The organism is Nostoc sp. ChiVER01, assembly GCF_034531155.1.
GTDB lineage: Bacteria > Cyanobacteriota > Cyanobacteriia > Cyanobacteriales > Nostocaceae > Nostoc.
The window spans coordinates 1-26,524 of the sequence record NZ_JAVRBS010000013.1 but is presented as its reverse complement, the minus strand read 5'-3'; the positions used below and the strand labels follow the sequence as shown (position 1 = coordinate 26,524).

Annotated in this window: 23 protein-coding genes; 15 read left to right on the top strand and 8 right to left on the bottom strand. The window is 40.5% G+C overall.

Annotated elements, in window-relative coordinates; translation table 11 throughout:
• Window positions 1-91: 91 nt before the first annotated feature.
• The 4 genes from RMY00_RS18035 to RMY00_RS18020 all read left to right on the top strand — a co-directional run bounded on the left by RMY00_RS18035 (window position 92) and on the right by RMY00_RS18020 (window position 4,049).
• Complete coding sequence (locus RMY00_RS18035) at window positions 92-1,129, top strand: NADP(H)-dependent aldo-keto reductase (RefSeq protein WP_322648841.1); 1,038 nt, start codon at window positions 92-94, stop codon at window positions 1,127-1,129.
• 102 nt (window positions 1,130-1,231) lie between these two features.
• Window positions 1,232-2,353 carry an aryl-sulfate sulfotransferase gene (locus RMY00_RS18030; protein ID WP_322648840.1) on the top strand — a complete coding sequence of 374 codons (1,122 nt, stop codon included), beginning with the start codon at window positions 1,232-1,234 and terminating at the stop codon, window positions 2,351-2,353.
• Between the two features lie 73 nt (window positions 2,354-2,426).
• Entirely contained in the window at window positions 2,427-3,092 is a 666-nt protein-coding gene (locus tag RMY00_RS18025; protein WP_322648839.1) for a glutathione S-transferase family protein, read from the top strand.
• Between the two features lie 123 nt (window positions 3,093-3,215).
• Window positions 3,216-4,049, top strand: a complete 834-nt coding sequence (locus RMY00_RS18020) for a PhnD/SsuA/transferrin family substrate-binding protein (protein ID WP_322648838.1) — start codon at window positions 3,216-3,218, stop codon at window positions 4,047-4,049.
• A 170-nt stretch (window positions 4,050-4,219) separates the two neighbouring features.
• On the opposite strand, the gene RMY00_RS18015 is transcribed toward RMY00_RS18020, so the two are convergent.
• Complete coding sequence (locus RMY00_RS18015; protein ID WP_322648837.1) at window positions 4,220-5,467, bottom strand: tetratricopeptide repeat protein; 1,248 nt, start codon at window positions 5,465-5,467, stop codon at window positions 4,220-4,222.
• Window positions 5,468-6,244: 777 nt separating this feature from the next.
• Between RMY00_RS18015 and RMY00_RS18010 the strand changes: the two genes are divergently transcribed.
• Entirely contained in the window at window positions 6,245-8,584 is a 2,340-nt protein-coding gene (locus tag RMY00_RS18010) for a cation:proton antiporter (protein WP_322648836.1), read from the top strand.
• Window positions 8,585-9,188: 604 nt separating this feature from the next.
• Window positions 9,189-10,973 carry a diguanylate cyclase domain-containing protein gene (locus tag RMY00_RS18005; protein ID WP_322648835.1) on the top strand — a complete coding sequence of 595 codons (1,785 nt, stop codon included), beginning with the start codon at window positions 9,189-9,191 and terminating at the stop codon, window positions 10,971-10,973.
• 208 nt (window positions 10,974-11,181) lie between these two features.
• Here the strand turns inward: RMY00_RS18005 and RMY00_RS18000 are convergent, their stop codons facing one another.
• Complete coding sequence (locus tag RMY00_RS18000; RefSeq protein WP_322648834.1) at window positions 11,182-11,397, bottom strand: Hfq-related RNA-binding protein; 216 nt, start codon at window positions 11,395-11,397, stop codon at window positions 11,182-11,184.
• 69 nt (window positions 11,398-11,466) lie between these two features.
• Here RMY00_RS18000 and dapF point away from each other — a divergent pair, with 69 nt between their 5' ends.
• The gene (gene dapF / locus RMY00_RS17995; RefSeq protein ID WP_322648833.1) at window positions 11,467-12,306 is read left to right on the top strand and encodes a diaminopimelate epimerase; all 840 of its coding nucleotides are present in this window, start codon (window positions 11,467-11,469) and stop codon (window positions 12,304-12,306) included.
• A gap of 95 nt (window positions 12,307-12,401) precedes the next feature.
• Here the strand turns inward: dapF and RMY00_RS17990 are convergent, their stop codons facing one another.
• Window positions 12,402-13,400 carry a DMT family transporter gene (locus RMY00_RS17990; protein WP_322648832.1) on the bottom strand — a complete coding sequence of 333 codons (999 nt, stop codon included), beginning with the start codon at window positions 13,398-13,400 and terminating at the stop codon, window positions 12,402-12,404.
• A gap of 34 nt (window positions 13,401-13,434) precedes the next feature.
• Between RMY00_RS17990 and RMY00_RS17985 the strand changes: the two genes are divergently transcribed.
• Window positions 13,435-13,572 (top strand): hypothetical protein, encoded by a 138-nt coding sequence (locus RMY00_RS17985; RefSeq protein WP_322648831.1) that lies wholly within the window; start codon window positions 13,435-13,437, stop codon window positions 13,570-13,572.
• A 37-nt stretch (window positions 13,573-13,609) separates the two neighbouring features.
• Here RMY00_RS17985 and RMY00_RS17980 read toward each other — a convergent pair whose 3' ends face one another.
• Window positions 13,610-14,248 (bottom strand): DNA-3-methyladenine glycosylase 2 family protein, encoded by a 639-nt coding sequence (locus RMY00_RS17980; protein ID WP_322648830.1) that lies wholly within the window; start codon window positions 14,246-14,248, stop codon window positions 13,610-13,612.
• A complete protein-coding gene (gene ada, locus RMY00_RS17975) occupies window positions 14,232-15,317 on the bottom strand; it encodes a bifunctional DNA-binding transcriptional regulator/O6-methylguanine-DNA methyltransferase Ada (RefSeq protein ID WP_322648829.1) in 1,086 nt (361 codons plus the stop codon). Before ada ends, RMY00_RS17980 begins: the two co-directional genes overlap by 17 nt.
• Window positions 15,318-15,492: 175 nt before the next feature.
• Between ada and RMY00_RS17970 the strand changes: the two genes are divergently transcribed.
• On the top strand, window positions 15,493-16,005 hold the full coding sequence (locus RMY00_RS17970; protein WP_322648828.1) for a GNAT family protein: 513 nt from the start codon (window positions 15,493-15,495) through the stop codon (window positions 16,003-16,005).
• Between the two features lie 310 nt (window positions 16,006-16,315).
• Here the strand turns inward: RMY00_RS17970 and RMY00_RS17965 are convergent, their stop codons facing one another.
• On the bottom strand, window positions 16,316-16,903 hold the full coding sequence (locus RMY00_RS17965) for a Uma2 family endonuclease (RefSeq protein ID WP_322648827.1): 588 nt from the start codon (window positions 16,901-16,903) through the stop codon (window positions 16,316-16,318).
• 199 nt (window positions 16,904-17,102) lie between these two features.
• Between RMY00_RS17965 and RMY00_RS17960 the strand changes: the two genes are divergently transcribed.
• The 4 genes from RMY00_RS17960 to RMY00_RS17945 all read left to right on the top strand — a co-directional run bounded on the left by RMY00_RS17960 (window position 17,103) and on the right by RMY00_RS17945 (window position 22,189).
• Window positions 17,103-17,234 (top strand): hypothetical protein, encoded by a 132-nt coding sequence (locus tag RMY00_RS17960; RefSeq protein WP_322648826.1) that lies wholly within the window; start codon window positions 17,103-17,105, stop codon window positions 17,232-17,234.
• Window positions 17,235-17,287: 53 nt separating this feature from the next.
• A complete protein-coding gene (locus RMY00_RS17955) occupies window positions 17,288-19,909 on the top strand; it encodes a PAS domain S-box protein (protein WP_322648825.1) in 2,622 nt (873 codons plus the stop codon).
• A gap of 63 nt (window positions 19,910-19,972) precedes the next feature.
• Window positions 19,973-21,748: an ATP-binding protein gene (locus tag RMY00_RS17950; RefSeq protein ID WP_322648824.1), complete on the top strand. Its 1,776-nt coding sequence runs from the start codon at window positions 19,973-19,975 to the stop codon at window positions 21,746-21,748.
• Window positions 21,749-21,802: 54 nt separating this feature from the next.
• Window positions 21,803-22,189 (top strand): hypothetical protein, encoded by a 387-nt coding sequence (locus RMY00_RS17945; RefSeq protein ID WP_322648823.1) that lies wholly within the window; start codon window positions 21,803-21,805, stop codon window positions 22,187-22,189.
• 320 nt (window positions 22,190-22,509) lie between these two features.
• Here RMY00_RS17945 and RMY00_RS17940 read toward each other — a convergent pair whose 3' ends face one another.
• Window positions 22,510-24,105, bottom strand: a complete 1,596-nt coding sequence (locus RMY00_RS17940; protein ID WP_322648822.1) for an alkaline phosphatase family protein — start codon at window positions 24,103-24,105, stop codon at window positions 22,510-22,512.
• A 335-nt stretch (window positions 24,106-24,440) separates the two neighbouring features.
• Complete coding sequence (locus RMY00_RS17935; RefSeq protein WP_322648821.1) at window positions 24,441-25,013, bottom strand: Uma2 family endonuclease; 573 nt, start codon at window positions 25,011-25,013, stop codon at window positions 24,441-24,443.
• Window positions 25,014-25,138: 125 nt separating this feature from the next.
• Between RMY00_RS17935 and ureE the strand changes: the two genes are divergently transcribed.
• Both ureE and RMY00_RS17925 read left to right on the top strand, forming a co-directional pair.
• The gene (gene ureE / locus RMY00_RS17930; protein WP_322648820.1) at window positions 25,139-25,582 is read left to right on the top strand and encodes an urease accessory protein UreE; all 444 of its coding nucleotides are present in this window, start codon (window positions 25,139-25,141) and stop codon (window positions 25,580-25,582) included.
• Window positions 25,557-26,249: an urease accessory protein UreF gene (locus tag RMY00_RS17925; protein WP_322648819.1), complete on the top strand. Its 693-nt coding sequence runs from the start codon at window positions 25,557-25,559 to the stop codon at window positions 26,247-26,249. The genes ureE and RMY00_RS17925 overlap by 26 nt, the downstream gene beginning before the upstream one ends.
• Window positions 26,250-26,524: the final 275 nt, after the last annotated feature.

The window sequence follows — 26,524 nt, the reverse complement described above, 5'->3', positions numbered from 1 at the left end:
AAACAGCACTAATCTACTGAACAAGGGGTAATTTACTTTTTAATAGCAATTGCGTAAAAACTTTGTTAAATTTAAAAAATAATTCAGAAATATGCAATACAATCAACTAGGTAATAGTGACCTAAAAATTTCCGAAATTTGCCTTGGCACAATGACTTATGGGCAGCAAAATACTATTGAAGAAGCCCATCAGCAGCTAGATTATGCCATTAAACAGGGAATTAACTTCATTGATGCGGCTGAGATGTATCCAGTACCAGTCAGTGCTGAAACATACGGCTTAACCGAAACTTATATTGGAGAATGGTTAAAACATCAGCAGCGAGATCAACTAATAGTCGCTACTAAAATTGCAGGGCCTGGTCGCGGCTTTAAATGGCTACGTGATGGAGCTAAAGCCATTGATCGGGATAATATCAAACAAGCTGTAGATGATAGTCTCAAAAGATTGCAAACAGACTATATTGATTTATATCAAATCCATTGGCCAGACCGTTATGTACCACGTTTTGGACAAACAGTTTTCGACCCTAATCAAGTCGGGGAAACAGTTCCCATAACTGAACAACTAGAAGTTTTTGCCGATGTCATAAATGCAGGTAAAATTCGCTATATCGGCTTAAGTAATGAAACTCCTTGGGGCATTGCACAATTTAGCCATGTAGCTAAACAATTAGGATTACCTAAAGTTGTTTCTATTCAAAATGCTTACAATTTACTCAATAGAGTTTTTGATGGCGCACTTGCAGAAGCAGTTTATTACGAAAACGTTCCTTTACTAGCTTATAGCCCTTTGGGATTTGGCTATTTAACTGGTAAATACCTCAACGGTAAACCAGAGAAAGCAAGAGTTACTTTATTTGAAAACTTTGGTCAGCGATATTTAAAACCAAATGTTAGCAAAGCAGTAGCAGCTTATGTAGAAATTGCCAAACGCCATCAACTAAGCCCTGCACAATTAGCGATCGCATTTGTGCGGAGTCGTTGGTTTGTCGCCAGTACGATTATTGGTGCTACTACACTAGAACAACTTAAAGAGAATATAGAAAGCATCAATGTAGTTCTTGATAAAGATATATTGGCTGAATTGGATTCAGTTCATACTCAATATCCGAACCCAGCACCTTAACAATTAAAAATTAAAAGAAAAGTAGGTTGGGTTAAGCGTAGCGCCACCCAACAAAATAATGCAAATTTGGGTTTAAAAATAGTCTCTAGTACCCTTAAAATTATGACGATCGCAACAGCATCAGTTGACCAAAATACTATTCGTCGCCGTGGTACTGGTTTAAGAGCTTATAATCCTGACAAAGTATTCAAAGGTTATACCCTTTTTACACCACTTACAGGTAACGGAGAAGTATATCTTCTGAATCTAGAAGGAGAAATAGTACATCAATGGAATCTGCCATATTCACCGGGTTTATATGCTTATCTTTTACCCAATGGCAACCTTTTTTATAATGGGAAAACGCTAGATATTCCGGCACATTTTCCTTTGTGGGCTGCCTTTAAAGGTGGCGTTGTCTTAGAAGCAGATCCTAAAGGAAATATTATTTGGGAGTATAAACATCCAGATCATCATCACGACGGGCGCAGACTACACAACGGTAACACGATTTTATTAGCTATTGAAAAGATACCTCAGTCTTTGATTCCCCGTATCAAAGGCGGTGTAGCAGGAACGGAAGCAGACGGTGATATCTATGCTGATGTACTTTATGAAGTTACTCCTGCGGGTGAGATTGTTTGGACTTGGCACGCTCATGAACATTTAGATCCAGATATTTTTACTATCACTCCCCAAGATCAACGACACGAATGGACTCATGGCAATACTGTAGGCGAACTCGCTGACGGCAATATTATAGTCAGCTTTCGTAATATCTCTACCGTCGTAATTATTGATCGCAAAACAGGAGAGATTATCTGGACACTTGGAGATGACGTATTAGCACAGCAGCACTTTCCTAATGAATTAGCTAACGGTAATATCCTAATTTTTGATAATGGCGCACATCGTCGTCACACTGCGTTAAATTTCTCTCGTGTAATTGAAGTAAGCCGTCAAACGAAAGAGATAGTTTGGCAGTACACTGACAACCCACCTCAAAATTTCTTCAGTTCGTATATATCAGGCGCACAGCGTCTAGCGAATGGCAACACTTTAATTACAGAAGGTGCTTTCGGTCGCATATTTGAGGTGACAGTTACAGGAGAGATTGTTTGGGAATATGTCAATCCTCACTTTGCAGTTCGGAATCTTGGTGAGAAGTCAGCAGTAGCTGGTGGGGAACAAAATTCAGTCTTCCGTGCCTTTCGTTATGCACCTGAAGAAGTGCCTTGGCTTTAGTTTAATTTTAGATTTTGGATTGAACTAATTGCCAAAGCTAATAAACAAATCCTATTTATACAGGAATATCAACATGGCTGAAATCAAGATATATAGTGCGGTTGTTTGCCCTTATGCTCACCGTTCGCGCTTGGTATTGCAAGAAAAAGGCATTGACTTTGACTTGATTGAGATTAATTTGCAGAACAAACCTGAGGGATTTACAGATATTTCTCCTTATGGAAAAGTGCCTGCGATCGCACATAATAATAACCGAGTTTGGGAATCAGCAGTAATTAACGAATATCTCAACGAAGTATTTCCTAATCCGCCGCTTTTACCTAGCAGTCCCATTGCTAAAGCACAAGCTCGAATCTGGATTGATTTTGCTAATACTCGATTCGTTCCAGCTTTTTCTACTCTCTTGCGTAGTCCTGATATCCAACAGCAAGAAGCAGCTAAACAAGAACTATACAAACATCTGGAATTTGTCGAGAATGAAGCTTTAGGAAAGTTATCAGGAGACGGCCCTTACTGGTTTGGCGAATCCGTTAGTCTGGTTGATTTCACATTTTACCCCTGGTTTGAACGTTGGGCTGCACTGAAGCACCATCGAGGTTTTGCACTACCAGAGGAATTTACTCGTCTACGTCAATGGAAAAAGGCTTTAAAACAACGTGATTCTGTAGTAGGGATCGCTAATAGTAAGGAATTTTACATAGAGCGATATGCTAGATTTGCTACTCCTGTTGCTGCCTAGCGTTGCTTTTTGGTAGTCAAAAGAATTTTATCTTGCCCTAAGTTTTCGCCGCCCAGAATATTTTTGAGCGGCGAAAAACTAAATATTCTAAAGAATTTTCAGTCTGAAACTGCTATAAAAAAAATGGCTATATATTATAAAAAGAAGTTGCAAATTACATCTTATCTGGCTCCCAATTGGTTCGGATTCTATCAGGCGATCGCAACTTATTTAGGTCGTGTTTTAAAAGCAGAATTCCAACTCCAGCAAGGTGAATGTGACCCCTTAGAAGATCCTCGGTTATTTGAAGACCAAATAGACCTAGCTTTTATTTGTGGATTACCACTAATTCGGTATAGTCAAATAGTTTTAAATCAATTCCAGACATTAGTTGCGCCAGTAATGCAATCATCACGATATAGTAACCGCCCTATTTACTATGCAGATGTAATTGTCAATGCTAATAGTAATATCAAAAAGTTTGCAGATTTAGCAAAAAAAACATTTTGTTATAATGACCTTGGCTCTAACAGTGGTTATAATTTACTTTGTCATAAATTAATTCAAGAACAATATCCTGAAAGTTTTTTTGGCAAAACGCTACAATCAGGTTCGCATCAACATTCAATTCGCTGGGTAGTTGAGGGATTGGCAGATTGTGCATCGATTGATAGTGTAGTGCTAGAACAGGAATTGAAAGATTTTCCCGAATTATTACAGCATTTGCGGGTGGTGGAAGTGTTGGGGCCTTCCCCGATGCCACCTTTAGTAGTAGCACAGCATCTCGGCATATCTTTAATTCAGCAAATGCAGTTAGCACTACTCCAACCAGATGCAGAGTTGCAAACAGTCATGGAACAGTTTGGAGTCAGGCGTTTTGCCGTAGTGGAATTAAAAGACTATCAGATATTAAATCAGATTTATAGCGTAGGCGTAGCCAGTCGTAGACATCGCTCTTGTGTTAGCTTGTCTAGGTAAGAAATAACAACTTCAGTTTTTAACAAAATGCAGGGGTTTAAGTCCCCGGCTTCTATCAAGCCGCAAGTGTTGGGCTGCTTGCCTTTATCCCCGTTACAACACGTAATTGCTCTCTTCGTAGCGGGGCGTTCGCTTTTAGCGTCTCCAAGAGTTGCCCATTGCGAATTGGTTTAAGACATGGCATAATCCCAACTCTGCTTTTGTGCTGACAAAACCACATCTTGATAAACTTGCTCAAATAATACTCGTTGTGCATGACTCCCTCCAATCTCATGCAAGCGTGGTAAAACAGGTTTCAGTTCCGCAACAGTTGTGTGAAAATCGCCTTTGGCATGAGCTACCATTCCTCTAGCTGCGGGAATTGCTACTTCTATCCAACTCCGTCGCAAAAAGGGATTAATATTTAAAGTGTGATACTGCATATTCTGAAGCATTTGGCTCACCCAATCATGGTGTCCGGCTTTGGTAAGAGCATAGACATAATGCAAATCCTGGAATGGTAATGCGTGTTCATCAATCCGGCTGTAAAGATAAGGACTGATGCTTTGCCAACGGTTCTCGACATTTACACCGCGTAATTCTAGGCGCAATAATAATGAAATTGCTCCTACTTGGTCTTTAGGAGATTGTTTGTTGGCACGTTCCCAAATATGCGTATCATAGAGTTTGAAGACTTTCTGGTAGTTTTCTAACTGCAAATAATATAGTGCAATGTGCCACCAGTTGTGAGTGTAGAGCATAGAGTTGCAGTTTTCCCAGGTGTCTGCAAAACTCTCCATCCAAGCTATTCCCTCATCGATTCTTCCCTGAGTTTCCATGACATGAGCGATCGCATGATGCGCCCAAGGATCATATCTATTTAAGGCGATCGCTTGACGTGCCATCTTTTCTGCTGCTGGGAGTTGATCACACTGTTCTAAACCAAATGCCACCATGCCGGATAAATAATGATTTTCAGGATTGCTTGGTAAAACTTTTTGGGCGATTTCCAGTAATTTATCTTTGTTGCCTGTATAAAAATAATGATACTGCCCCTGCTGAACAGAAATCAAATCACGGGGAAACCTACTGGTAATTTCCTCATGAATAGCGATCGCTACATCAATCTCTTGATTAGCCCAAGCTGAAATTGCTTGCACATATAACTTTTCTCTGGCAGTAATCTTGGTGCAATACTGTTGTGCAGTTTGCAGATATGGTAAAGCTTGCTGCCAAGCTTTGCGGTTTTCTTGGGTGAGATAATAAGCAGCCGCATAAGCATTAGCTAATGCACAAGTGGGATCTGCTGCAATTGCTTGTAAAATTACTGTTTCTGCATCTTTACCATAACCAAGCATCTGATCAATAAAATGGTTGATTCCTGCGATCGCATTGATTGAATCTGTTGTAACTACTAGTCCTTGTGCATCTTTAAGCATTATTAATTTCTTGCAGCAGATTTGTGAAGCAATTTATAAACTACGGTAAGTCTATAGGAATAATGGATTTACAAGCTAGAGTATGTCATAGCTACAAAAAAATTGCAATGATTAAACTACTGTAAACCCAAGGTATAACCGTATTTATTTTTGGTAAAGGTATTTCAGGAAACTTCCTTATCTCAAGATATTAATGGCATTCTTAAAATTTCTGGCTCATACTCTTGACAAAATTTTTAAGAGATCGAATGAAACAGCCCTGCCTTTTTAAGGAGGTTGGCGGATCTATAGGACTAATATTTGATTTCTGAAAAGCTCCGTACAGATTGAAAAGCCTAATTCCTTATTCCCTACTCCCTACTCCTTTCAAAGGTAGGTTTTTTAGAATCTCGAAAATAGTTGAGAAAATTCTCAAGTGTTTAACGTAGTTTGGTCGTTTCGGGATTTAAGCATCGGCTGAAATAGTTAAAATATGGCCAAATACAAAATACCTACCTTTATAAGGCAGGGAGCAGGGGGCAAGGAGAAGAGTTTTCCCTCAGCAAGAGCAGCACCCCGCCCTCTGCCTCTTTTTAATGGCTAATATGAAAATTTTGTCGCACCTTCACTAACAGCTAATTTGTAAATTTAAGTAAAATATCTATCTAGTAAGGGTTTCAGGAATTTGAATTCAGTATTCTTAAGATTTCCTTTATGAATAGACTCTAAACAAGCTGTCTGAGATCATAAAACTTTGTATGCTGAATTAATAGGTCTTAAATAGTTCTTTTAAAACTGGTGCAAGAAGATTTTAGGTTAATTGTTGATTTAGTTTTAGTTTTAGGCGTTGCTGCCTGCGGTGGACTGTTGGCGGCACTTTTGCGACAACCCGTGTTGCTAGGGTATCTCATTGGTGGGATGATCATTGGCCCAGCCGGACTGGGATTGATTAAAGAACTTATTCAAGTAGAGACTCTGGCACAGTTTGGTGTCGCCTTTTTGCTATTCGCCTTGGGTGTGGAATTTTCTTTTGCGGAACTTAAGAAAGTAAAAGCGATCGCTCTTGGCGGAGGTGGACTTCAGATTGCTTTGACAATTTTGGTCACAGTTGCGGTATGCGGGTTAACCGGAGCCTGGGGAACCTTACCTGCTAAGGGCATGTTTTTAGGGTGTATTCTATCCTTGTCTTCCACAGCTGTTGTCCTCAAGTGCTTGATGGAGCGCAACGAAACAGAAACCCCTCACGGGCAAGTGATGCTAGGGATTTTGGTAGTACAGGACTTGGCACTAGGACTGATGCTAGCAGTTTTACCAGCCCTTAACCAACCCGCAGAAACCATTGGCATCGCCGTGCTGACAGCACTGCTGTGGATTGCTTTATTCGCTGCTGGTGCAATAGCTGCGGGGATTTGGCTGATACCGCCTTTGTTGCAACTGTTAGCCCGTACTGAAAGCCGAGAACTATTTTTATTAGGAGTTGTAGCTTTATGCTTGGGCATTGCTCTGTTGACAGAGCATTTAGGGCTATCGATTGAGATGGGGGCATTTGTCGCCGGTTTGATGATTTCTGAGGTGGAATACGCCGATCAAACCTTGACTTATGTCGAACCACTGCGAGATATTTTTGCCAGTTTATTTTTTGCCGCCATTGGCATGTTAATCGACCCAGTGTTTTTGTGGAACAACCTGGAATTGATTTTAGGACTAGTGGCACTGGTTTTCGTAGGTAAATTTTTGATTATCACGCCCCTGGTAAAGCTATTTGGCTACCCTGTGAAAACAGCGATAATCGCCGGTTTGGGACTGGCGCAAATTGGGGAATTTTCCTTTGTTCTCGCCAGCGAAGGGCAAACTTTGGGACTGGTATCTCGACAGATATACTTATTAATTTTGGGAACCACCGCAGTCACTCTCATGCTTACTCCCTTTGTCCTGCGGTTAGTGCCATTTTTATTTAATTTTGCCGAATCAATGCCTTGGTTGAAACCGTATTTACAAGAAGATCAGGTACGGGATGCGTCGGAAGATTTGCCTTTTAAAGACCATTTGGTAGTCTGCGGTTATGGGCGAGTCGGCAAGAATTTAGTCAAGTTATTGCTGCAACACGACCTACCTGTGGTAGTAATCGACCAATCAGAGAATCAAATTCAGCAGTTACGTGAGGCTGGGGTGTCTTATGTCTATGGCAATTGCGTCAGTTTACATGTTCTAGAAACTGCCGGGGTGAATCATGCCAAAGGAATGGCGATCGCACTTCCAGATCCCATGAGTAGCCGTCTTTGCTTGAAACGCGCTTTGGAATTGCGCCCAGAATTAGATTTGGTTGTCCGTGCTACCCAGGATAAAAATATTGAAGTGCTGTATCAATTGGGAGCGAAAGAAGTTGTGCAACCAGAGTTTGAAGCCAGCTTAGAAATGGCAACTCATTTATTAACTAGCTTAGGCTTGTTGTCGCCAGCTGTCGTCCAACGGGAAATGCAGCAAATCCGCAACGATCATTATTTAGATTTTCGCCCAGAGCGTTCTGCTACTGAAGTTGCTCGTGATTTGCGCCAAGCAACTCGCGATCTAAATCAGCGCTGGTATCCTCTACCATCTGATTCGCCCTTAATTGGCATGAGCATAGAAGAAGCAGATATGCGCTATTTAACAGGAGCGAGTTTGATGGCAATTCGCCGCGCTAACGGCGATGAAATCGATTATCCCAATAATCAAACCAAATTGGAAGCAGGCGATCGCTTGCTAGTAGTGGGAGCAAATGAAGAACTGGCAGCCTTGGCAGAATTTGCCAAGGGGCAAGCTGCTGTTCCCGGAGAAAATAGTGCTTGTCAGTGGGTTACAGTTAATGCAGATACACCAACCCTTGGTAAAACCCTTGCAGATTTAGATATCGCCAAGCAGTTTGGAGTACAAGTACAGGCAATTCGGCGCGATGGCAAGTTTATTCGCTATCCTGATGGCGGCATGGACTTGCGAGTTGGCGACCAAGTATTGTTATGTGGTGGTTTGACAGGTCTAAGTCAACTACAACAGTTATTTGCCATCGCTACTTCAGTACCCCTTTCTGTCCCAATAATCAAAGCTGCTGAGGCAGAAGCGCTCAAAGACTTTCTACCTGCCGATAGTGTGAGTGATTGAACTTTAAGACTTTGCAAGCTAAGTGGCTCAATATAGCGATCGCCCCTTTGGGATAGTAGTGACTTATACCAATTCGCAATACTCGCCAAAGGCGAGAAGCAAGCTACGCAATGGGCTAACGCCCCGCTCCGCTAACGCAATTCGCAATTAAGAAACTTAGATGCAGTAAGACTTTCGTTATTTATATCTGTTGCCTCCTTTTGGAGAATTGGTATTATCTCTGATGGGGGCATTTATCTTTATCATATCAATCGCAGAAGTTTTCGGTTTACTGAATTTGATTAACTTGTTTGATAATTGAATTTACCTAAGATTGAGCTTTACTTTGACAAATTTATTCTATCTTTACAATACTTTTTCATCTCATATTTTCAGTTATCAGATACTTTGGCGATAATAATAATTATTGTATATACTGTGCTTTATCCAAAATCATTTGTGATAAAAGCAAGCTTTTTAAAATTTAACGACAAAAGTCAGATACAGAGAAGCGATCAAGAAACTTCTTTGCGAGATAATAGCTATAAACTACGAAAAATTATGTTTTTATAGATTTTGTAACTGTCTATTATCATGTCTAAATATTACTGAAACTATAATCGTAATGTTTTATACAGGTTTACGTGTTATTACGAAAGTATCTGCGAATCTACTCTGTAAGCTTTTAGGACAGCCTAGTGTTAGTAATTTAGAAACTCAACTCCACGATAAACAAGTTCAAATTCAGCAGCTAGAAGAGCAAGAAAGGGCGCTTTACCGAGTTATTAGCAAAATTCGAGCTTCTCTTGAGTTAGAAACAATTTTTCGTACAACCACTAAAGAAACTTGCAAGTTACTCCGCGTTGAGAGAATTGCCGTTTATTGTTTCTATGAAAACTGGGGTGGAGAATTTGTCAGCGACTTTGAGTTTGCAGAGACTGGATGGGACGAGCTAGAGACATTAGGAAAAAATACAGTTTGGAATGACTCTTATCTACAAGAAAATCAAGGTGGACGATATCGTAATAATGAAACTTTAGTTGCTTCAGATGTCTATGCAGCAGACTTGTCTCAATGCCATTTAGAAATTTTAGAACAGTTCCATATTCGAGCTTATGCAACTGCACCAATATTTGTTGGAAAAAAACTGTGGGGAGTGCTTGCTGCTTATCAGCACTCACAGCCACATGAATGGAAAAAATTAGAGATTCAGTTTTTGTCTCAGATTGCAACACAGCTAGGATTTGCAGTTAAACAAGCAGAATTTTTAGCTCAAGTAGAACAAAAAGCAGCAGAACTGTATAAAGCGAATCAGCAACAGAATATTCTGTTTAATTTAGTTGCTGAAATTCGTGAATCTCTGAATTTAGACACCTTGTTTAAGACTACTGTACGAGAAATTCGTAAGGCTCTACGGAGCGATCGCGTCAGTATCTTTCGATTTGACTTGGAATCGAACTATACCTCTGGTGAATTTGTTTCTGAGAATGTATTGCCTGACTACGATTCTACAATCGCCATCAAAGTAAAGGATCATTGTTTTGGTGAAAAATATGCAGTTGCTTATCATCAAGGGCGTATACAGGTAGTATCAGATATTTATCAAGCTGGGCTAAAGGATTGCCACATTCAACTGTTAGAGCAATTTCAAATCAAGGCACAAATTGTTGCACCTTTAATGAAAGGAAAAACTCTATGGGGATTGCTATGCGTTCATCAGTGCCATTGTTCGCGTGAGTGGAAAAAGTCAGAAATTCAATTTATCCATCAGTTAGCCACTCAGTTTAATGTAGCTTTAGAACATTCTGAATTATTAGAGCAATTCCGTTCTCAAGCTAATCAACTTGCTCAAGCAAATCATGCTTTAGAAATAGCAAATTCTCAGCTAGAAAAACTTAGTAAGCTAGATGCTCTAACCAAAATCGCCAACCGTCATTGTTTCGATCAGTTTTTAGTTCAGGAGTGGAATCGACTAAGACTAAGTGAAAATTATTTATCTTTAATTATATTTGATATTGACTATTTCAAAGATTATAACGATTCTTATGGACATCTAGCTGGAGATGAATGCTTAATACAAGTTGCTCGTGCAGCACAATCTGTATTAAACCATTCTACCGATCTACTAGCTCGTTATGGTGGTGAAGAATTTGTTGTAGTTTTGCCAAATACGAACGAATCAGGTGCGATTAAGATAACTAAGTTGATTCAAAAATCTATTCAAGAATTAAAGATACCTCATAAAAAGAAGAATAACGTTCAATATTTTGTGACCGTCAGTTTAGGTGTTGCAATTCAAAGACCAACAGATAAAAGTTCATCTCAAGATTTAATTAACGCCGCCGACAAAGCTTTATATAAAGCTAAAGAGCAAGGACGCAATAGGTGGGTTTGTGCTGCAAAAATCTAAGTATAGTGACAAAACAATTAAAAATATAAAATTAAAAATACACAACTTTAATTGTGCGCTTGTATCCTAGAATAAGTAAAGAATTGCTTCGCCATGCAAGGTGCAAGGCATCTTTATTCTAAGCCCACAGCTTAAGCGGTGGGCTCGAATCTTTAATTCGACTGAAGCAAGTGATAAAGCGATAGGTTATGATGTTTCTGCCTCACTACTAACTTACTTTCGGCTTGATGTAGGCGATCGCTTGTTTCCAAACGGTGTGCTGACTGTTTGCATCAGCAATACAGATACACTGTGGATCTTGCCATACAACCTTTCCTGTCAGCACATCACCAGTCAGCAGCTTTAACTCTACTGGCGTTGTTTGTTTAATCAGGTTTTGGACTTGGATAATACTGGGTAAAGTGGTGTCAAATTCGGTAAGCATTTTTAGTAAAGATGAACCTACAAGGCAAAATAAAGAGTAACTAATCCTTGATAATTCATCCTTGAAGAAATGGCAATTGAATTTACTAAGTATCATGGTCTAGGCAACGACTTTATTCTGATTGACAATCGCTCGTCATCAGTACCTGTTGTGACTCCAGAGCAAGCCATCGAGTTGTGCGATCGCCATTTTGGTATCGGTGCTGATGGTGTAATTTTTGCCCTGCCTGGAGAAAAGGGCACTGACTACACCATGCGGATTTTTAATTCTGATGGTTCAGAACCGGAAATGTGTGGCAATGGCATTCGCTGTTTAGCTGGCTTTTTGGCAGATTTAGAAGGGGAATCCCGAAATCAAGACTCATATCGCATTCATACTTTGGGTGGTGTAATGACTCCCCAACTGTTATCTGATGGTCAAGTTAAAGTAGACATGGGTTTACCAAGGTTACTCGCTAGCGAAATTCCTACCACTCTTGCACCCGCCCAAGAAAAAGTCATTTCTCAGCCCTTAGAGGTGGCGGGGCAAACTTGGGATGTCACTTGTGTAAATATGGGAAATCCCCACTGCATTACTTTTGTGGAAGATGTAGCAGCAATTGAGTTAGAAACCATCGGCCCGAAATTTGAGCATCACCCAGTTTTTCCCCAACGCATAAATACCGAATTTATTCAAGTGGTACGCCGTGACTATTTGAAAATGCGGGTATGGGAACGGGGGGCTGGAATTACATTAGCTTGCGGGACTGGTGCTTGTGCTTCCTTGGTAGCTGGAGTGTTAACCGGGAAATGCGATCGCATCGCCACTGTAGAGTTACCAGGTGGCCCGTTACAAATTGAATGGTCAGAAGTAGACCAACGGGTTTACATGACAGGCCCGGCCCAAAAGGTATTCACTGGTAAACTGTAACCAGCTTCTCATTGGCATTACTCAAGTATTTCAAGGTTTGTAGTAAGCACTTTAGTGCTTAATAAATCAGGACTAAAGTCTTTACTACAAACTTTTTAAGATTCACTTTCTGCTGGAGATTGGATATGGGTATTAACTTTAGATTGTATAGATTCTTTATTAGAAATTGCTAAATATATACCTCCGACAATTAGAGCCAACCCTAGCAAGTTAAAAATACTCAAGTTTTCCGAGAAAAGTATCCAAGCAAGAATCGCAACAATCACGGGATTGAGTAGTAAGAGTAAAGAGATAAATCCTGATGAAAAATTTTTGAGGCTGTATACAATTAGCCCATGACCCAAGGCTTCGCAAATAGCAGCTAGGGCAAAGACTACTAACCACCCCGACAAAGTAACTGGAAAAACTTGTTTTTCAAAGATTAGTACTACTGGGATCATCAATGTAGTTGCGATCGCACAGCGCCACAGAAGGATGGTGATAAGTGAAAACTTATTGCTGATTTGCTCAATAAGTAAAAAATTTGCTGCATAAAATATCGATGAGATGATAGCAACAGCATCTCCTGTAATATTATTATTGGAACGCAATAAATCTTCAAATCCAACAGCGATCGCACCGATTATGGCTAAGATCAGACCCATGATAAATTTACGCCCAAAAATTTGATTAAAAAATAGCCATCCCCCTAAAGTAGTAAATAGCGGATTGAGGCTACCCAAGGCATTAGCATTAGCAGCACCAGTCTGAGTTAGCGCCCAAGTCCAAAATAATCGACCTAATACATGAACTAAACCCACTGCAATTAAAAGCGCTATCTCTTTGATTGGATAAGGTTGCTGTGGTAATACAGGTTTATCATCTGTAATTTGAGTCCGTACTTGGTTAATCCCACTCCATAAGCCAAAGATAATAGTGGCTATCCATAAACGATTAAATAATGTAGCAACAGCGCTCATTTCTCTAACAGCGACTTTAATAAATATTGCTGTTGAAGATAAAGCTAATAATGCAATTACTACTGCGATAATCGGCAGGATTTTTGAAGTTTTATTAGAGTTTTCTGATGTTAGGCTTAATTGATTTTCTACCATTTAGTTTATATTTATTATACGAATCGCCCTTCGGGTGACGCTTCTACGGACGCTCGTTCCTCGCTACCGCTTCGCTAACGCTACCGCTACGCTAACACCAGTCGCCTACGGCGGGAAACCCGCCTACAGCGCTGGTTCACCAAGTGCGCCATCTCTACGAGACACTAGGTAAACGCGCAGCGTCTCGTTAGAGAAGGGAGAAAGAGTAATTATTTGGGACTACTTAGGTAATAATGCCATAGAAGTCTTGCCGCAACTGCTCGCCACGGTCGCCAGTGCTGTGTCATTGCTTCTAATTGTGCGGGTGTTGGACGCGTCGCCAAGTTTTTGAGTTTTTGTAGAGCGATCGCGATCGCTAAATCTCCTTTGGGAAAGACATCAGGACGTTGCAGCGCCATTAACAAATAAATATCAACTGTCCAGTCTCCTATACCTTTAAGACGCTTTAACTCAGTTCTAATAGTAGTTTCGTCCATTGTTTCTAGCTTGCTTAAGTCAAGCTGACCAGTTGCAATAGTATTCGCCAACCCACGACAGTATAAAATTTTTTGCCGGCTGAATCCAATTGCTCTCAATTCAACATCATTCAATAGCAGAAAATTTTCTGGCGTCAGAGTTACAACAACCGCACATAGACGCGTAAATACAGCCCTTGCAGCCGCTACTGAAACTTGCTGTTCCAGAATTATACACAACAGTGTTGCAAAACCCGGTTGTCTTGACCATATAGGTGGAGGCCCCAGTGTTTCTAAAATCCGAGCCAAATCGCTATCAAGTTTGGCAAGCACCATTAAACCAAGGGTAAGACTTTCTTCAGTCAACGATTCTAGTTCAGGTGTTTGAGTCATCTTTGAGAAATTTCGATTCTTGTGTAAGCAGTTTTTGTTTGCGCTCAATTCCCCAGTGATAACCACCAAGACTGCCATCACTCCGCAGCACCCGATGACACGGTACAATTAGCGCGATCGGATTAGCGCCACAAGCATTACCTACAGCACGGACTGCCTGGGGTTTGGCAATATTACGGGCGATATCTGTATAAGTACGGGTTTCGCCATAAGGAATTTTTTGTAATGCTTCCCACACTTGTTTCTGAAATGCTGTTCCACGGACATCAAGTGGTAAATCAAGATGTGTTTCACCTCCTGCAATGAAGTCGAGGATTGCTTGTATCCATTCCTTATGTGTGTGGTCATCACGTATGATGTGCGCTTGGTGAAATTCTTGGTTCAAAATATGTTTAAGCTTGTCTGTTTCATCACCTAGTTTAACGGCACAGATACCCTTCTTTGTTATTGCCACAAGCAAATATCCTAGTGGACATGGAGCGATCGCATAAACAATGCTGATTGTCTTTCCAGCTTGTTGGTAAATTTTTGGTGTCATTCCCAGTTGTTTCGGTGCTTTCTCATACAGTTGGCTACTTGAACCATATCCCGTGTCGTAAACTGCATGAGCAATTTCCTCGCCTGACTGAAGACGCTGCTTCAATCGTTGGCTACGCAGCGCATCTGCATATTGAAAAGGGGATACGCCAATTATTTGCTTAAATATTCTTTGTAGATAACTAGGACTCATTTCAACTTCAGAGGATAATTCTGAGAGGGTTGGGATGCGATCGCCTTGTGCTTCAATATATCGACATGCTGCTAAAACTTTGGACTTAGCTGTATTTGGAACTGTTTCAAGTTGTGGCTGACAGCGTTTACAAGGTCGAAAACCTGCAATTTCAGCCTCTTGTGCCGACTCAAAGAAACAAACTTGATTACGATTTGGTCTGCGACTAGGGCAAATAGGTCGGCAATAAATGCCTGTAGAGCGAACACCATAGAAAAACTTGCCGTCAGTTGTGGGATCTCGATTGAGAACGGCTTGCCAAAAAGTTTCTTCCAAGACTGGTGTTTGTTGTAATTGCATTAATGCCTCCTTCAATATATTTTTTATTAAGGAATTAATTTGCTTTCATCACCCTACCGTCAATGACAACTAGATCCGCAAAGATGAACCTGATGCTGGTAAATGTTCACCGAAGAGAAACGTAACCGTTCACAATAATGAATAAACTGATGATAATACGTCCTTAAATGAGATCATGCACAGTTTAAGTCTACGCAAAACACAGGAAGCTGATCTCGATTATGTTCTGCAAGCTGAGTATGATGACGATAATCGACAGTACATCATTCCTTGGTCATATCAACAGCATCTTCAAGCGATCGCTGATTCTGATATTGCTCATCTGATTGTGCAAACAGAAACAAAAATTGGCTACGTTATTTTGGCTGGACTGCTTAATTTAAATCAGAGTATTGAGTTTCGTCGCATTGTCATCACACAGAAGGGGCAAGGTTATGGCAAAGACACTGTTGAAATGATTAAGAAATTGGTGTTTGAGACATACAAAGCACATCGGTTATGGCTAGATGTTAAAGAGCAAAATCATCGTGCTCAGGCTATCTACAAAAATGCTGGTTTTTTTGTAGAAGGAAAACTACGCGAATGTCTAAAATCAGGAAATGGTTATGATTCCCTGATTATCATGTCAGTTTTACGACCTGAATATGAAAAACTGGCTAGTAAGGCAAATGGTGGATTTTCTTCCTAACCTCTGCGGCTTTACTGAGTCTTCGCCGAACGCCCTCCTGCCTTTTTTGATAAAAAAGACCCAGCATCGCCATAATACAGAAACTATCCACTCCAAAAACCTATTATTAATTTCTCCATGTTAGTAAATCTATTCATGTTCTAAATGAGAATAGATTAGCTGTATCGAGAAACTACTTTCTATCTGATTCTTGCGATCAAAGTTGATTATGTCAGTTTGTTAATGTACAAACTCGTGAGCGCAGATCCCCGACTTCATCAAAGTTATCGGGGTTATGATTGATTATGAATGGTTCAGGGAAGGAAATTACTCACCAAACTTCCGCCAAATCTAAAATAAATCCTGGCAAAACATCTTCTCCCAATAAAGTTTTAGGACTTTGTAAAATCTCAACTTCTCGATTGGGACGATAAATTTCTACCTGTTGCTGTCCTCTATTAATTAACCAACCTAATCTAGCGTCATTCTCCATGTATTCCCTCATTTTAGCTCGCGTTTTTTCTAAGGAATCACTTGGAGACATTAACTCAACTACAAAATCAGGACACAAAGGAGCAAATCTTTCTTTTTCTGCTTCGCTTAAAGAATTCCACCGTTCCATTTTCACCCAGGAAGCATCTGGAGAACGCTCTGCACCGTTGGGAAGTTTGAAACCACCAGAAGAGTCAAAGGATTTTCCTAGTTTATTTTGACGACTCCAAGCTCTTAATTGATAAGTTAAATCGGCATTACGGTCACTAGTACTACTCCCCGTAGGTGGCATAATAATTAATTCCCCTGAAGCTGTCCGCTCAAACTTTAAGTCTCGATTATTTTGGCAAAGCTGAAAAAATTGCTCGTCAGTCAAGTCGATATTTAGTTCGAGGGTAGGAGGTAAACTGACGGTGGTAGTATTCATGTTATCAGTTTGGGTGGAAGCAATATCTTTATTCTAGTAGTCTGTCAAGTTAACGATGCCATCGCGTTCGGGCATCCTACAGCAGGCGCTAGTCTCTCCCTTTGTAAGAAGAAGAAATACAAAGTGGAGCATCTGGCACGTAATGACTATGGAATCATAACTAAATTACCTGGACATAATATAACTCAGCACTCCTGAAATGATTCTCTATCTGGCAAATCGTTCACCCGATTGGGGGAATGCGATCGCCTCATCAGGAACTACTCTGAAAGAAGGTGCAGTTTTGATTCTGTTAGCGATTATGCCTACAGAATCAAAACCGTTAAGTTAGTTATTCTGGCTTTTAATTGTACATCAACAGCTTGTGTATCAAAGGGTCAAAGAGTGGATGAAACCGTTGTAAAATCGCTGTATACACCAAATTGCCAGCAAGACGCTATTAACTTGCTCTCAAAAGTTGCTGTCAATTTACCAGGAATGATTTTCCAAGTTCTGCAACAGCAGGATGGTTCTGTGCTAGTCCTTTATATTAGTTCTGGTTGTGAATATTTGTATGAATTAGAACCAGAAACTATACATAAAGACTTTCGGGTGCTATACAAACTGATTCATCCACAGGATATAAAAGCTTTTACAGAATCTATAACTTATTGTACTACAAATAATACATCTTGGCATTGGGAAGGTCGCATCATTACGCCCAGTGGAAAACTTAAATGGATTCAAGCTAGTTCGCAACCTGAATTACAAGAATCAGGTGATTTGCTTTGGAATGGCTTGGTCATGGATATTACAGACCGAAAACAAGCCGAAGAAAAATTGCTTGAGAGTGAGGCGCGTTATCAAGCAATTTTGGACGCTATTCCCGATTTAATGTTTCGCATCAGCCGTGATAGCGAGTATCTAGATTTGAAAAGTGAAGGAGCAAATATCACTCTTTCGAGAGAAGAAATAGTTGGGAAACATGTACACGAGTTATTGCCTAGTGATGTTGCTGCAATTAGTCTAGAAGCGATCGCTAAAACTTTAGATTCTGGAACTTTGCAAACTTGTGAATATCAGCTACCAACGCCTTTGGGAGTCAAAGATTATGAGGCGCGGTTGGTAGTGAGTGGTCAAGATGAGGTAGTAGCAATTGTCCGAGACATTACAGAACGCAAACAAGCAGAAGTCGCCTTACAAAATCTTGCCCAAAAATTTGCTAAAGCTTTTAGTTGTAGCCCCGATTCAATTACTATTAGCACACTCCAAGAAGGACGCTTCATCGAAGTTAACGACAGTTTTGTGAAACTTTCAGGTTATGAGCGAGATGAGGCGATTGGTAAAACTTCTTTTGACTTAAATCTTTGGGTACACGATCGCGATCGCCAGAATTTGTTACAAGAGTTGCAAGCTACAGGAGTTGTTCGCAACTTGGAATTTGAATTTCGGCAAAAGTCAGGCAAAATAATTACAACGCTGCTTTCAGCCGAAATCATTGATTTAGATGGTTTGCCTTCGATTTTAGCAGTCCATCACGACATTACAGAACGCAAGCAGGTGGAAGCACAATTACATCTATCAGCAGAACGCGATCGCTTGTTGGCAGAAACATTAGTTAGAATTCGGTCTTCCCTTAACTTAGAAGAAGTTCTTCAAACCACAGTGACGGAAGTCAGGCAATTTCTGCAAACAGATCGGGTTTTTATTTGTTTAAATAATACCAAATTAGGAGCCAGAACTCTTGCAGAATCAGTCGCTCCCAAGTATCCATCAGTTACAGGATGGTCTACTAATGATGAAGCTTATCTACAAGAATTAAGAAACTTACTCAAAAATAATCTTGTGCGTGTCATTGAAGATGTAACACAAGTAGCATTATCTCCCAAAGTCAAAGCGCACTTTCAAAAATTCCAAACGAAGGCGGCTTTGAGTGTACCAATTATGCTAGGTAATGAATTATTTGGGGCGTTAATTGCCAATCAATGTTCAGGCCCGCGTCATTGGCAACCAATAGAAATTGATTTGTTACAGCAAATGTCAGAACAAGTAGCGATCGCCATTCACCAAAGCCAGATTTACCAAAAACTTGCAGAACTTAACACTAATTTAGAACACCAGGTACAAGAACGAACAGCACAATTGCAGCAGAAAATGCAAGAAGTTGAAGAATTGCATCGGGTAAAAGATGTTGTTTTGCACACAGTTGCCCACGATTTACGAACTTCGGTGATGGGTAACTTGATGGTGTTAAAGAATTTGTTAAATCAGGGAGTGGGGAGTGGAGGAGCAGGGGAGCAGGGGAGCAAGGGAGCAGGGGAGCAGGAGAGCAAGGGAGCAGGGGAGCAGGGGAGCAGGGGAAAAATTACAGCAAGTCTTTCCCCTCTGCCCCCGATCCCCTCTGCCCCTCTGCCTCTTTCCCATGCCCAATCCCCAATTCCAGTATCTCGCTCGATAATTGAGCGGATGATTCAAGGGAATGATCGCCAACTGACGATGATTAACTCATTGCTAGAAATTAATTCTTGTGAAAAACAAGGTATTGACATTAAACCCGAACCTGTGGATTTTAACACTCTACTGGGAGCAACATTCACGCAGCTGGAACCCATACTCAGACAAAATCAAGCAACTCTGAAGAACTTGGTTCTTGCCGATTTACCATTAGTGATGGCAGATGCGACTCGGTTAGAGAAAGTTTTAGCACATTTAATAACATATAGCTTGCAAAATAATCCACCAGGCTTAAATTTTATTCTGAGTGCCAGCGTTGAGGGCAAAATGATTCGCACTCAGATTCAAGATGACGGTGTGATCATGAGTAAACTAGAGTGCGATCGCCTTTTCGATCTGCATGTCCGCGATCCCCAAGATTGTTGTTCCACAAGCATTGGTTTAAAAACCTATCTTTGTCGAAAAGTTATTAAAGCACATGGCGGCGAAATCGGTGTTATTAGTAACCGCAAGCGCGGGTTAACTTTCTGGTTTACACTACCTTTAGCAATATCTCCAACAAATCGCCCATAAGTCACCAAAAAATGAGAGGGTGTTATTTATGGCAATGTTGAGTTAGAGAAACACCCTCAAGGTATGGGCAAAGTTGCTCGGATGCTAATAGCTACTCTGTTTACAACAGTGCAAAGGTGGTGCAGACAAAGCTTTTCTGCACCAATAAAAGATGAAACCACTAATCTTTACAGAGATTGGCGTAACCGTTTTTTGTGGCAGAGATTGCGTTTATGGTTATGGCTGGCGCTGATGTGTCTGTTATCTTTTACTTTGCGAGACATTTACGGCTTATTTTTTCCTTTTGCACAGTTGCAGCACCTGCCAGAAGTACTTAGAACTCAGCGCCTTGTAATTAATATTGCAATGTTGCTGAATATACTAATCTGCCTTGCTTTACATAAAACTAAGTTAGGTCGCGATCGTCCAGATTTATTATTTTTGGGGTCTTCTTGGTCAATTAGTTTAGCCTCACAGTTGTTTGCAACCATCACAGGTTTCGCATTACCTGATACCATCGGCTGGTCGCTGTTATTCTTGAGTCAAGCTGTGTTGATGCCCGTCTGCTGGATTCTTCACCTGCTGACTCAAGTAAGTGTGCTAACTTACTATTTTGGTGTGAATACAGTATTTGGACTAAAAACACCAATCCCCGACCATCCAGAAATATATAATGTAACGTTCATTTTATACATTTTTTGGTTTTGTGCTATATGTGATATCGGTGTTTATCTGTACGATCGCCTGCAACGTTCTGAGTTTTACGCCCATAAAGAACTGGAATCTGCCTACCAAAAACTTAAGGTTGCAGAAGCTAAATATCGCAGCATTTTTGAAAACGCCGTTGAAGGGATTTTTCAAAGCAGTCCTGATGGACGTTACATTACAGCAAATCCTGCTTTAGCACGCATTTATGGCTACTCTTTAGCGGAGGAAGTGACAGCAAATTCTACTGTTATTGAACAATTGTATGTTGATCCGAACCGCCGCGCCGAATTTGTCCGCCTGATGGAAAAGTATGGCAGCGTTTCCGAGTTTGAGTCCCAAATTTATCGCCGAGACGGAAGTATTGTCTGGATTTCGGAAAAAGCCTACGCAGTGCATGACGAACAAGGAAAGCTACTTTACTACGAAGGTTTGATTGAAGATATTACCCAGCGTAAACAAACTGAAGAAGAACTACGAGTATTTTTCCATGCAGTTTCCCACGACTTACGCAATCCAGTGCTAGGTACTTTAATGGTGCTGAAAAATTTGCTTGCCCGGAAAGAAGAGAATATTTCGATTTCACGCTCAATTTTAGAGCGGATGATTCAAAGTAGCGATCGCCAACTTAATTTAATTAATTCCTTGATGGAAGCTCATATCAGCGAGGTGCAAGGTGTTGTTTTGCAGCGTCAAGCCGTACAATTACTGACAGTTGTCGAAGCTGCGATCGCAGATTTAGAGCCATTGCTAGAGCAAAATCAAGCCAAGCTGACAAATCTGGTATCCGCAGATTTGCCATTAGTGAATGCAGATCCCACGCAACTATGGCGAGTTTTTTCTAACTTAATTGTGAATGCGCTGAAACATAATCCCCCTGGTTTGCTCCTGACAATTAACGCTACCCGTGAAGGTGAGATGATTTATTGTACTGTTAGTGATAACGGCGTGGGCATTGGTCAACAGCAAAGCGATCGGCTTTTTGAGCTTTACTTTCGGGATACAAGTATCCGCAATTCTGTAAGTTTGGGATTGGGCTTGTATTTATGTAAGCAAATCATCCATGCTCACGGCGGCGAAATTGGTATTAATAGTGCATTGAATGCAGGGGCAACTTTCTGGTTTACATTGCCTGCGAATTGTGAATTGGTATGACTCCTGAATTCTGCTGTAAATCTTAGTATTAATGACTAAAGTAACTATTTAAGCGTGACGTTAGATACAGGCGTGTGCCTGATTATTCCGATTAAATTAAGAATATACAAATCAAGCAATGCAACGGAGATTAAAGGATATATGAACCGCTTTAAATCTATTCTTCTTGGAGGTTTATTAGCAGCTGCTTCAATTGCTGCTCTTTCTCAAAATGCTAATGCTGCTGAATTTAAATCTGAGCGAGATCATTTTAATCGTAGTAATACTGTAGCTTTTAATAACAATAAAGCCCAACACGAACGTCAAGTCCGTGAACAACGCGCTCGTGAATTGCGTGAACGTCAAGCTCGTGAACGACGCGCTCGTGAATTACGTGAACGCCAAGCCCGTGAACGACGCGCTCATGAATTGCGTGAACGTCAAGCCCGTTTTAATCACTAAGCTGAAAGTTTTCCCTCAGATTACGTTAGGAGAGTAGCAATACTCTCCTTTTTTGGCGTTGCATAAATCTATTCAAATTAATACCAAAATAATATTATTAGGACTAACCCTTTCAAGGTGACTTGTAAAATAAAATTGTTTTTTCTCAATGCTGCGCCAGTTGCTTCGAGAGGGGAGCTAAAGCGCAGCTTTGACGGAGAGGGGTTCTTCAGGTTTAATAAGCAATCAAGCAGACATGATATAAAAGCACATAAAAAAATGCGATCGCCTTTTCCCAATGACGTGTTTAGCTACCACCAGAAATCTCTATTGAAAGATTCTCAAAACTTTCTAGCATCTTCAATTTCCGTTCCCGGTAATGCAAGTGTATTTTCAGACTTAGCTCCCTGGAGTCTCCTTGGATCAAGTCCCAGTGCCTCCAATACTGTAACTGCAATCTGTTTGCTAGAAACTTTCTTGATCTGAAAAGTTCCCTTAACACGATCTTCTAGTCCACGACTACTGAGGATCAGAGAAATATGGGTATCATCATCAGAAAAACCGCCGTGTTCTGCCCTTTTAGTGCTGTCTGAAATCACATATCCTGGTTTGAGTTTGATAATGACATCAGGAGTACGATCTTCTTGCAACGGATTGCCAAAACCTGCTGCTAATAGTGCGCCACCCGAATAAACTGTATCAATAGCTGAATTTGCCAGTTTTTTTAAAACACTTGTTGCAATGCTGCCTTGGTTCTGATTCTTAAGCCAGAGTAAAGCAACATCATCCTGAGTAGCCTGATTAACTGTAATACCAGCTTTCGTTAAGGCATCTGTAAAAGTATTTTCAGGAATAAGGGTAGCTGTTCCCAAACGAGGATTTTGACCATGTTTCGCTGTCAAAACTATCAGTGTCGATTCAAATTTCCCTTCTTTCTTTAATGTATTTACTATCTTGCCGATACTGCTATCCGTATGTTCCAGAGCATTAATTAAACCTGGCGAAGGTGTGCCATTGCTGGCAATACCACCATTACTGCTAGCATCTTTCTGGGCTACACTGAGAGCTTGGAAATTCATGCCAAAAATCGCGGGAATTCCGGGTTTAGCTGTGCCTTGTGAATTTTTTCCAGCAATTTCGTTCAGTATCGCATTTACCTTCAGATCATCGTAAGCTTCCGTAAGGTTAATGTCTTTAGTTGTCGTTTTAAATGTGAGATTACCAGGATTCTGTGCTGTTGATTGGTCTACAAGCTTACCATTTTCTAAGGCAACTTTGGCATTTATTTCTGGAGCGTAGAAATCATCAACTCCTTTACCAGAAGGGCCATTGGCAATGTCATAAGCAGGATGTTTATCAATAAATGCAGTGTGCAAACCTGAAGCTTTAGCTATTTCAAAAATGGTATTTACCTTTAGATAGTTGTGAGGATAAACACGATTTCCATTACTGTCTACTGGTAATTTGCCTGGATCAATACTATTTATCCCGAAGTCACCGCCACCGCTAAGGAGATCCGAGTTTTTATCAATGTTTTCCGCAAATTCAACTTCTATACCAGCAGGAGAACCTAGTTTTTCTGATAATACTCGACTATATGTATCGTCATAATAAACCCCAGTAGTTTTGGGGCTTGCTCCTGTTAAGTAGTTCAATACACCAGGAAAGGAATCGGAAGGAGTGCTAGTAAAAGCGTTAGTGTAACTGATACCCGTTTGTTTCAAACAATTGATGTTCGGCAAATACTTTTGTAGTTTAGGATCAGACAAATCTGCTTGACGCAAACCATCAATTGATAGTAAAAGTACACTCTTAAACTTTCCAGGACGCTTATAGAAGGGTTCATCATCCTTTTTCTGGCTATCAGCTATTCTGACTATGGGCGAGGAATAGTCATATCTGATTACCGGAGGCTGTAAGTATTGAATTTGTATCATGATGTTTGTATTTACTGTGTAAACAGAGTTCTAGAAGTTATTTTTGATAGTCACGCTTGGGCTTATGTCAATAAAGCTTCACAAAAGACTACTAAATTTTCAATAGAAACCCTGATATTTTCAACCTCAAGATACGAATAAAAGATTAAGAGAAGGTTATGTCGAATAGTGACAAAAGGTTATGACATGAAACCAATTAACTGGCAAGGAGGCATGATTTTATGTTGCGGCTATCAACCTTGACCAGAAAATTTCAAGTTCAATATCATCAATTTAAGAATCAAGATTTGCATGTATATTTAGCGATTAGGTTTTCATCAACCTTATCGAGTTTGCTATTTTTCAGGGAAAAAGCAATTAATAGAACAACAAAATCCGGGTAAAAGTGGCGATGTTATCTCATCATCACCTAACAAAGTAGCAACTAAAACCAACTGTGCTTTTTCTCGCCGATAAACTTCTATTTTTTTAGTAAAGCGATCAACAATCCAATACTCACGCACGCCTTGAACTGAATACAGTTTCAGTTTTGCTTCTTTGTCTCGAAGTTCATTTTGTTTACCAGAGGATAAAACCTCTACTACTAACTCTGGTGCGCCTGTTAAATGTCCCGCTTCATCTTCAATTTGCGCCAGTCGTTCTCGACTTACCCAAACAACATCTGGTATGACGCTATCTGCTTGCGAAAAAAGCACCCCTGGAGCTACAATTGTTTCTCCTAAACCACTCGAATCTGACCAAACATCGAGTTGTCGAGCAATCTTAACACAAACTTGTTGATGACGGCGGTGAGGAGTGCGAGTCACAAAGAGTTCTCCATTAATAATTTCATAGCGTGTCCACTCATTTTCGGGTAGAACCTCTAAATCGTGAATTGTCCAGCGTACTCCCTCAACGGCTTGGTTCATAATTGTTCCCGTTTGGCTCGTTGCCTTTATTTGTTTAATTTTATCTTTTCTTCGGGCAAGGTAACTATGAGGTTTAAATTACAACCATAATAAAAAGCGGAAGTTCAGGCAAAAAAAAACTCTGTATGCTGACATTTACCCAACTTAAACCACCTAATTACGATGCCGCAGTTACTTTTACTCTGGCGCTGACAGCAGAAGAACGTACTCGTAGCCGTCATCGTTTTGAAACGGAAGATGGTATTGTGTTTTTACATTTACCCAGAGGAACTGTCTTACATGATGGCGATATTCTGCAAGAAGAAACACATAGCAGTTTAATCAGAATTACAGCCAAACCAGAACTAGTATTGACTGCTTTTGCCCAAACACCACTTTTATTATTACGGGCGGCATATCATTTGGGAAATCGCCATGTACCTGTAGAAATTACTCCAACTTATTTACGTTTGTCTTCAGATTCGGTTTTACGCACCATGTTAGAACAATTGGGGTTAGAAATTAAAGAGGAAATTTTACCGTTTCAGCCAGAATTGGGAGCTTATGGACAACACCATCATGCTCACTGATAGTCATCTTTTGAGTATTTTACAGTTGGCTAGTCCTGCTTTACCTGTGGGAGCATATAGTTATTCTGAAGGTTTGGAAATGCTGGTAGAAAATAGTACGATCGCTAACCACACACATCTCAAAGATTGGTTAAAAGCAGAGTTGCTCTACGGGGCAATTCGGTTAGAGGCAGGGGTAATGGTACGATCGCACCAATCTGCAAAAATGGGTGATTTAGAATCGCTATGTCGTTGGAATCTGTGGTTATCCGCAGCTAGAGAAACAGAAGAATTACGCGCCTCTAGTTGGCAGATGGGGCGATCGCTCATCCAATTACTTGGTAAACTAGAACCGCAGATTATACCTATTGCCAATGCTGTCGGTAATCCTTGCAATTATGCGATCGCTTTTGGCATTGCCGTTGCCTATTGGCAAATCAGTATCCAAGCCGCATTACTCGCATATCTGCATAGTTGGGCAAGTAATTTGATTACTGCGGGTGTGAAACTTATCCCCCTTGGACAAACAACAGGACAGCAGTTATTACTAGATTTACAACCATTATTTAGCGTTACGGCATTGGAAATTCTGGCGTTGGAGGATGATGAACTCGCCTGTTGTAGTTGGGGTTTATCACTGGCGAGTATGCAGCATGAAACGCAGTATACAAGGTTGTTTAGGAGTTAGTCATTAGACTTGTTGCAAAAGTAACACCCCACCCCCAACCCCTCCCCGTTTGGGGGGAACTCGGGGCCCCTTTGGGGATTAGGGGCAGGGAGCAGGGGGAAAGAAGTTTTCCTAGTTTTTGCATAGATGCGGGAATTATAACTAATTAGGCGGACATGATATCAAATAATGAAAGCGATTTACTAACTTAAATGGCTATTGGCTTAATAACTAGTTATTGAACAAATCCAAATCTGTCACAGCACCAATACTGCTAGAAGATACCAATTTGGCAT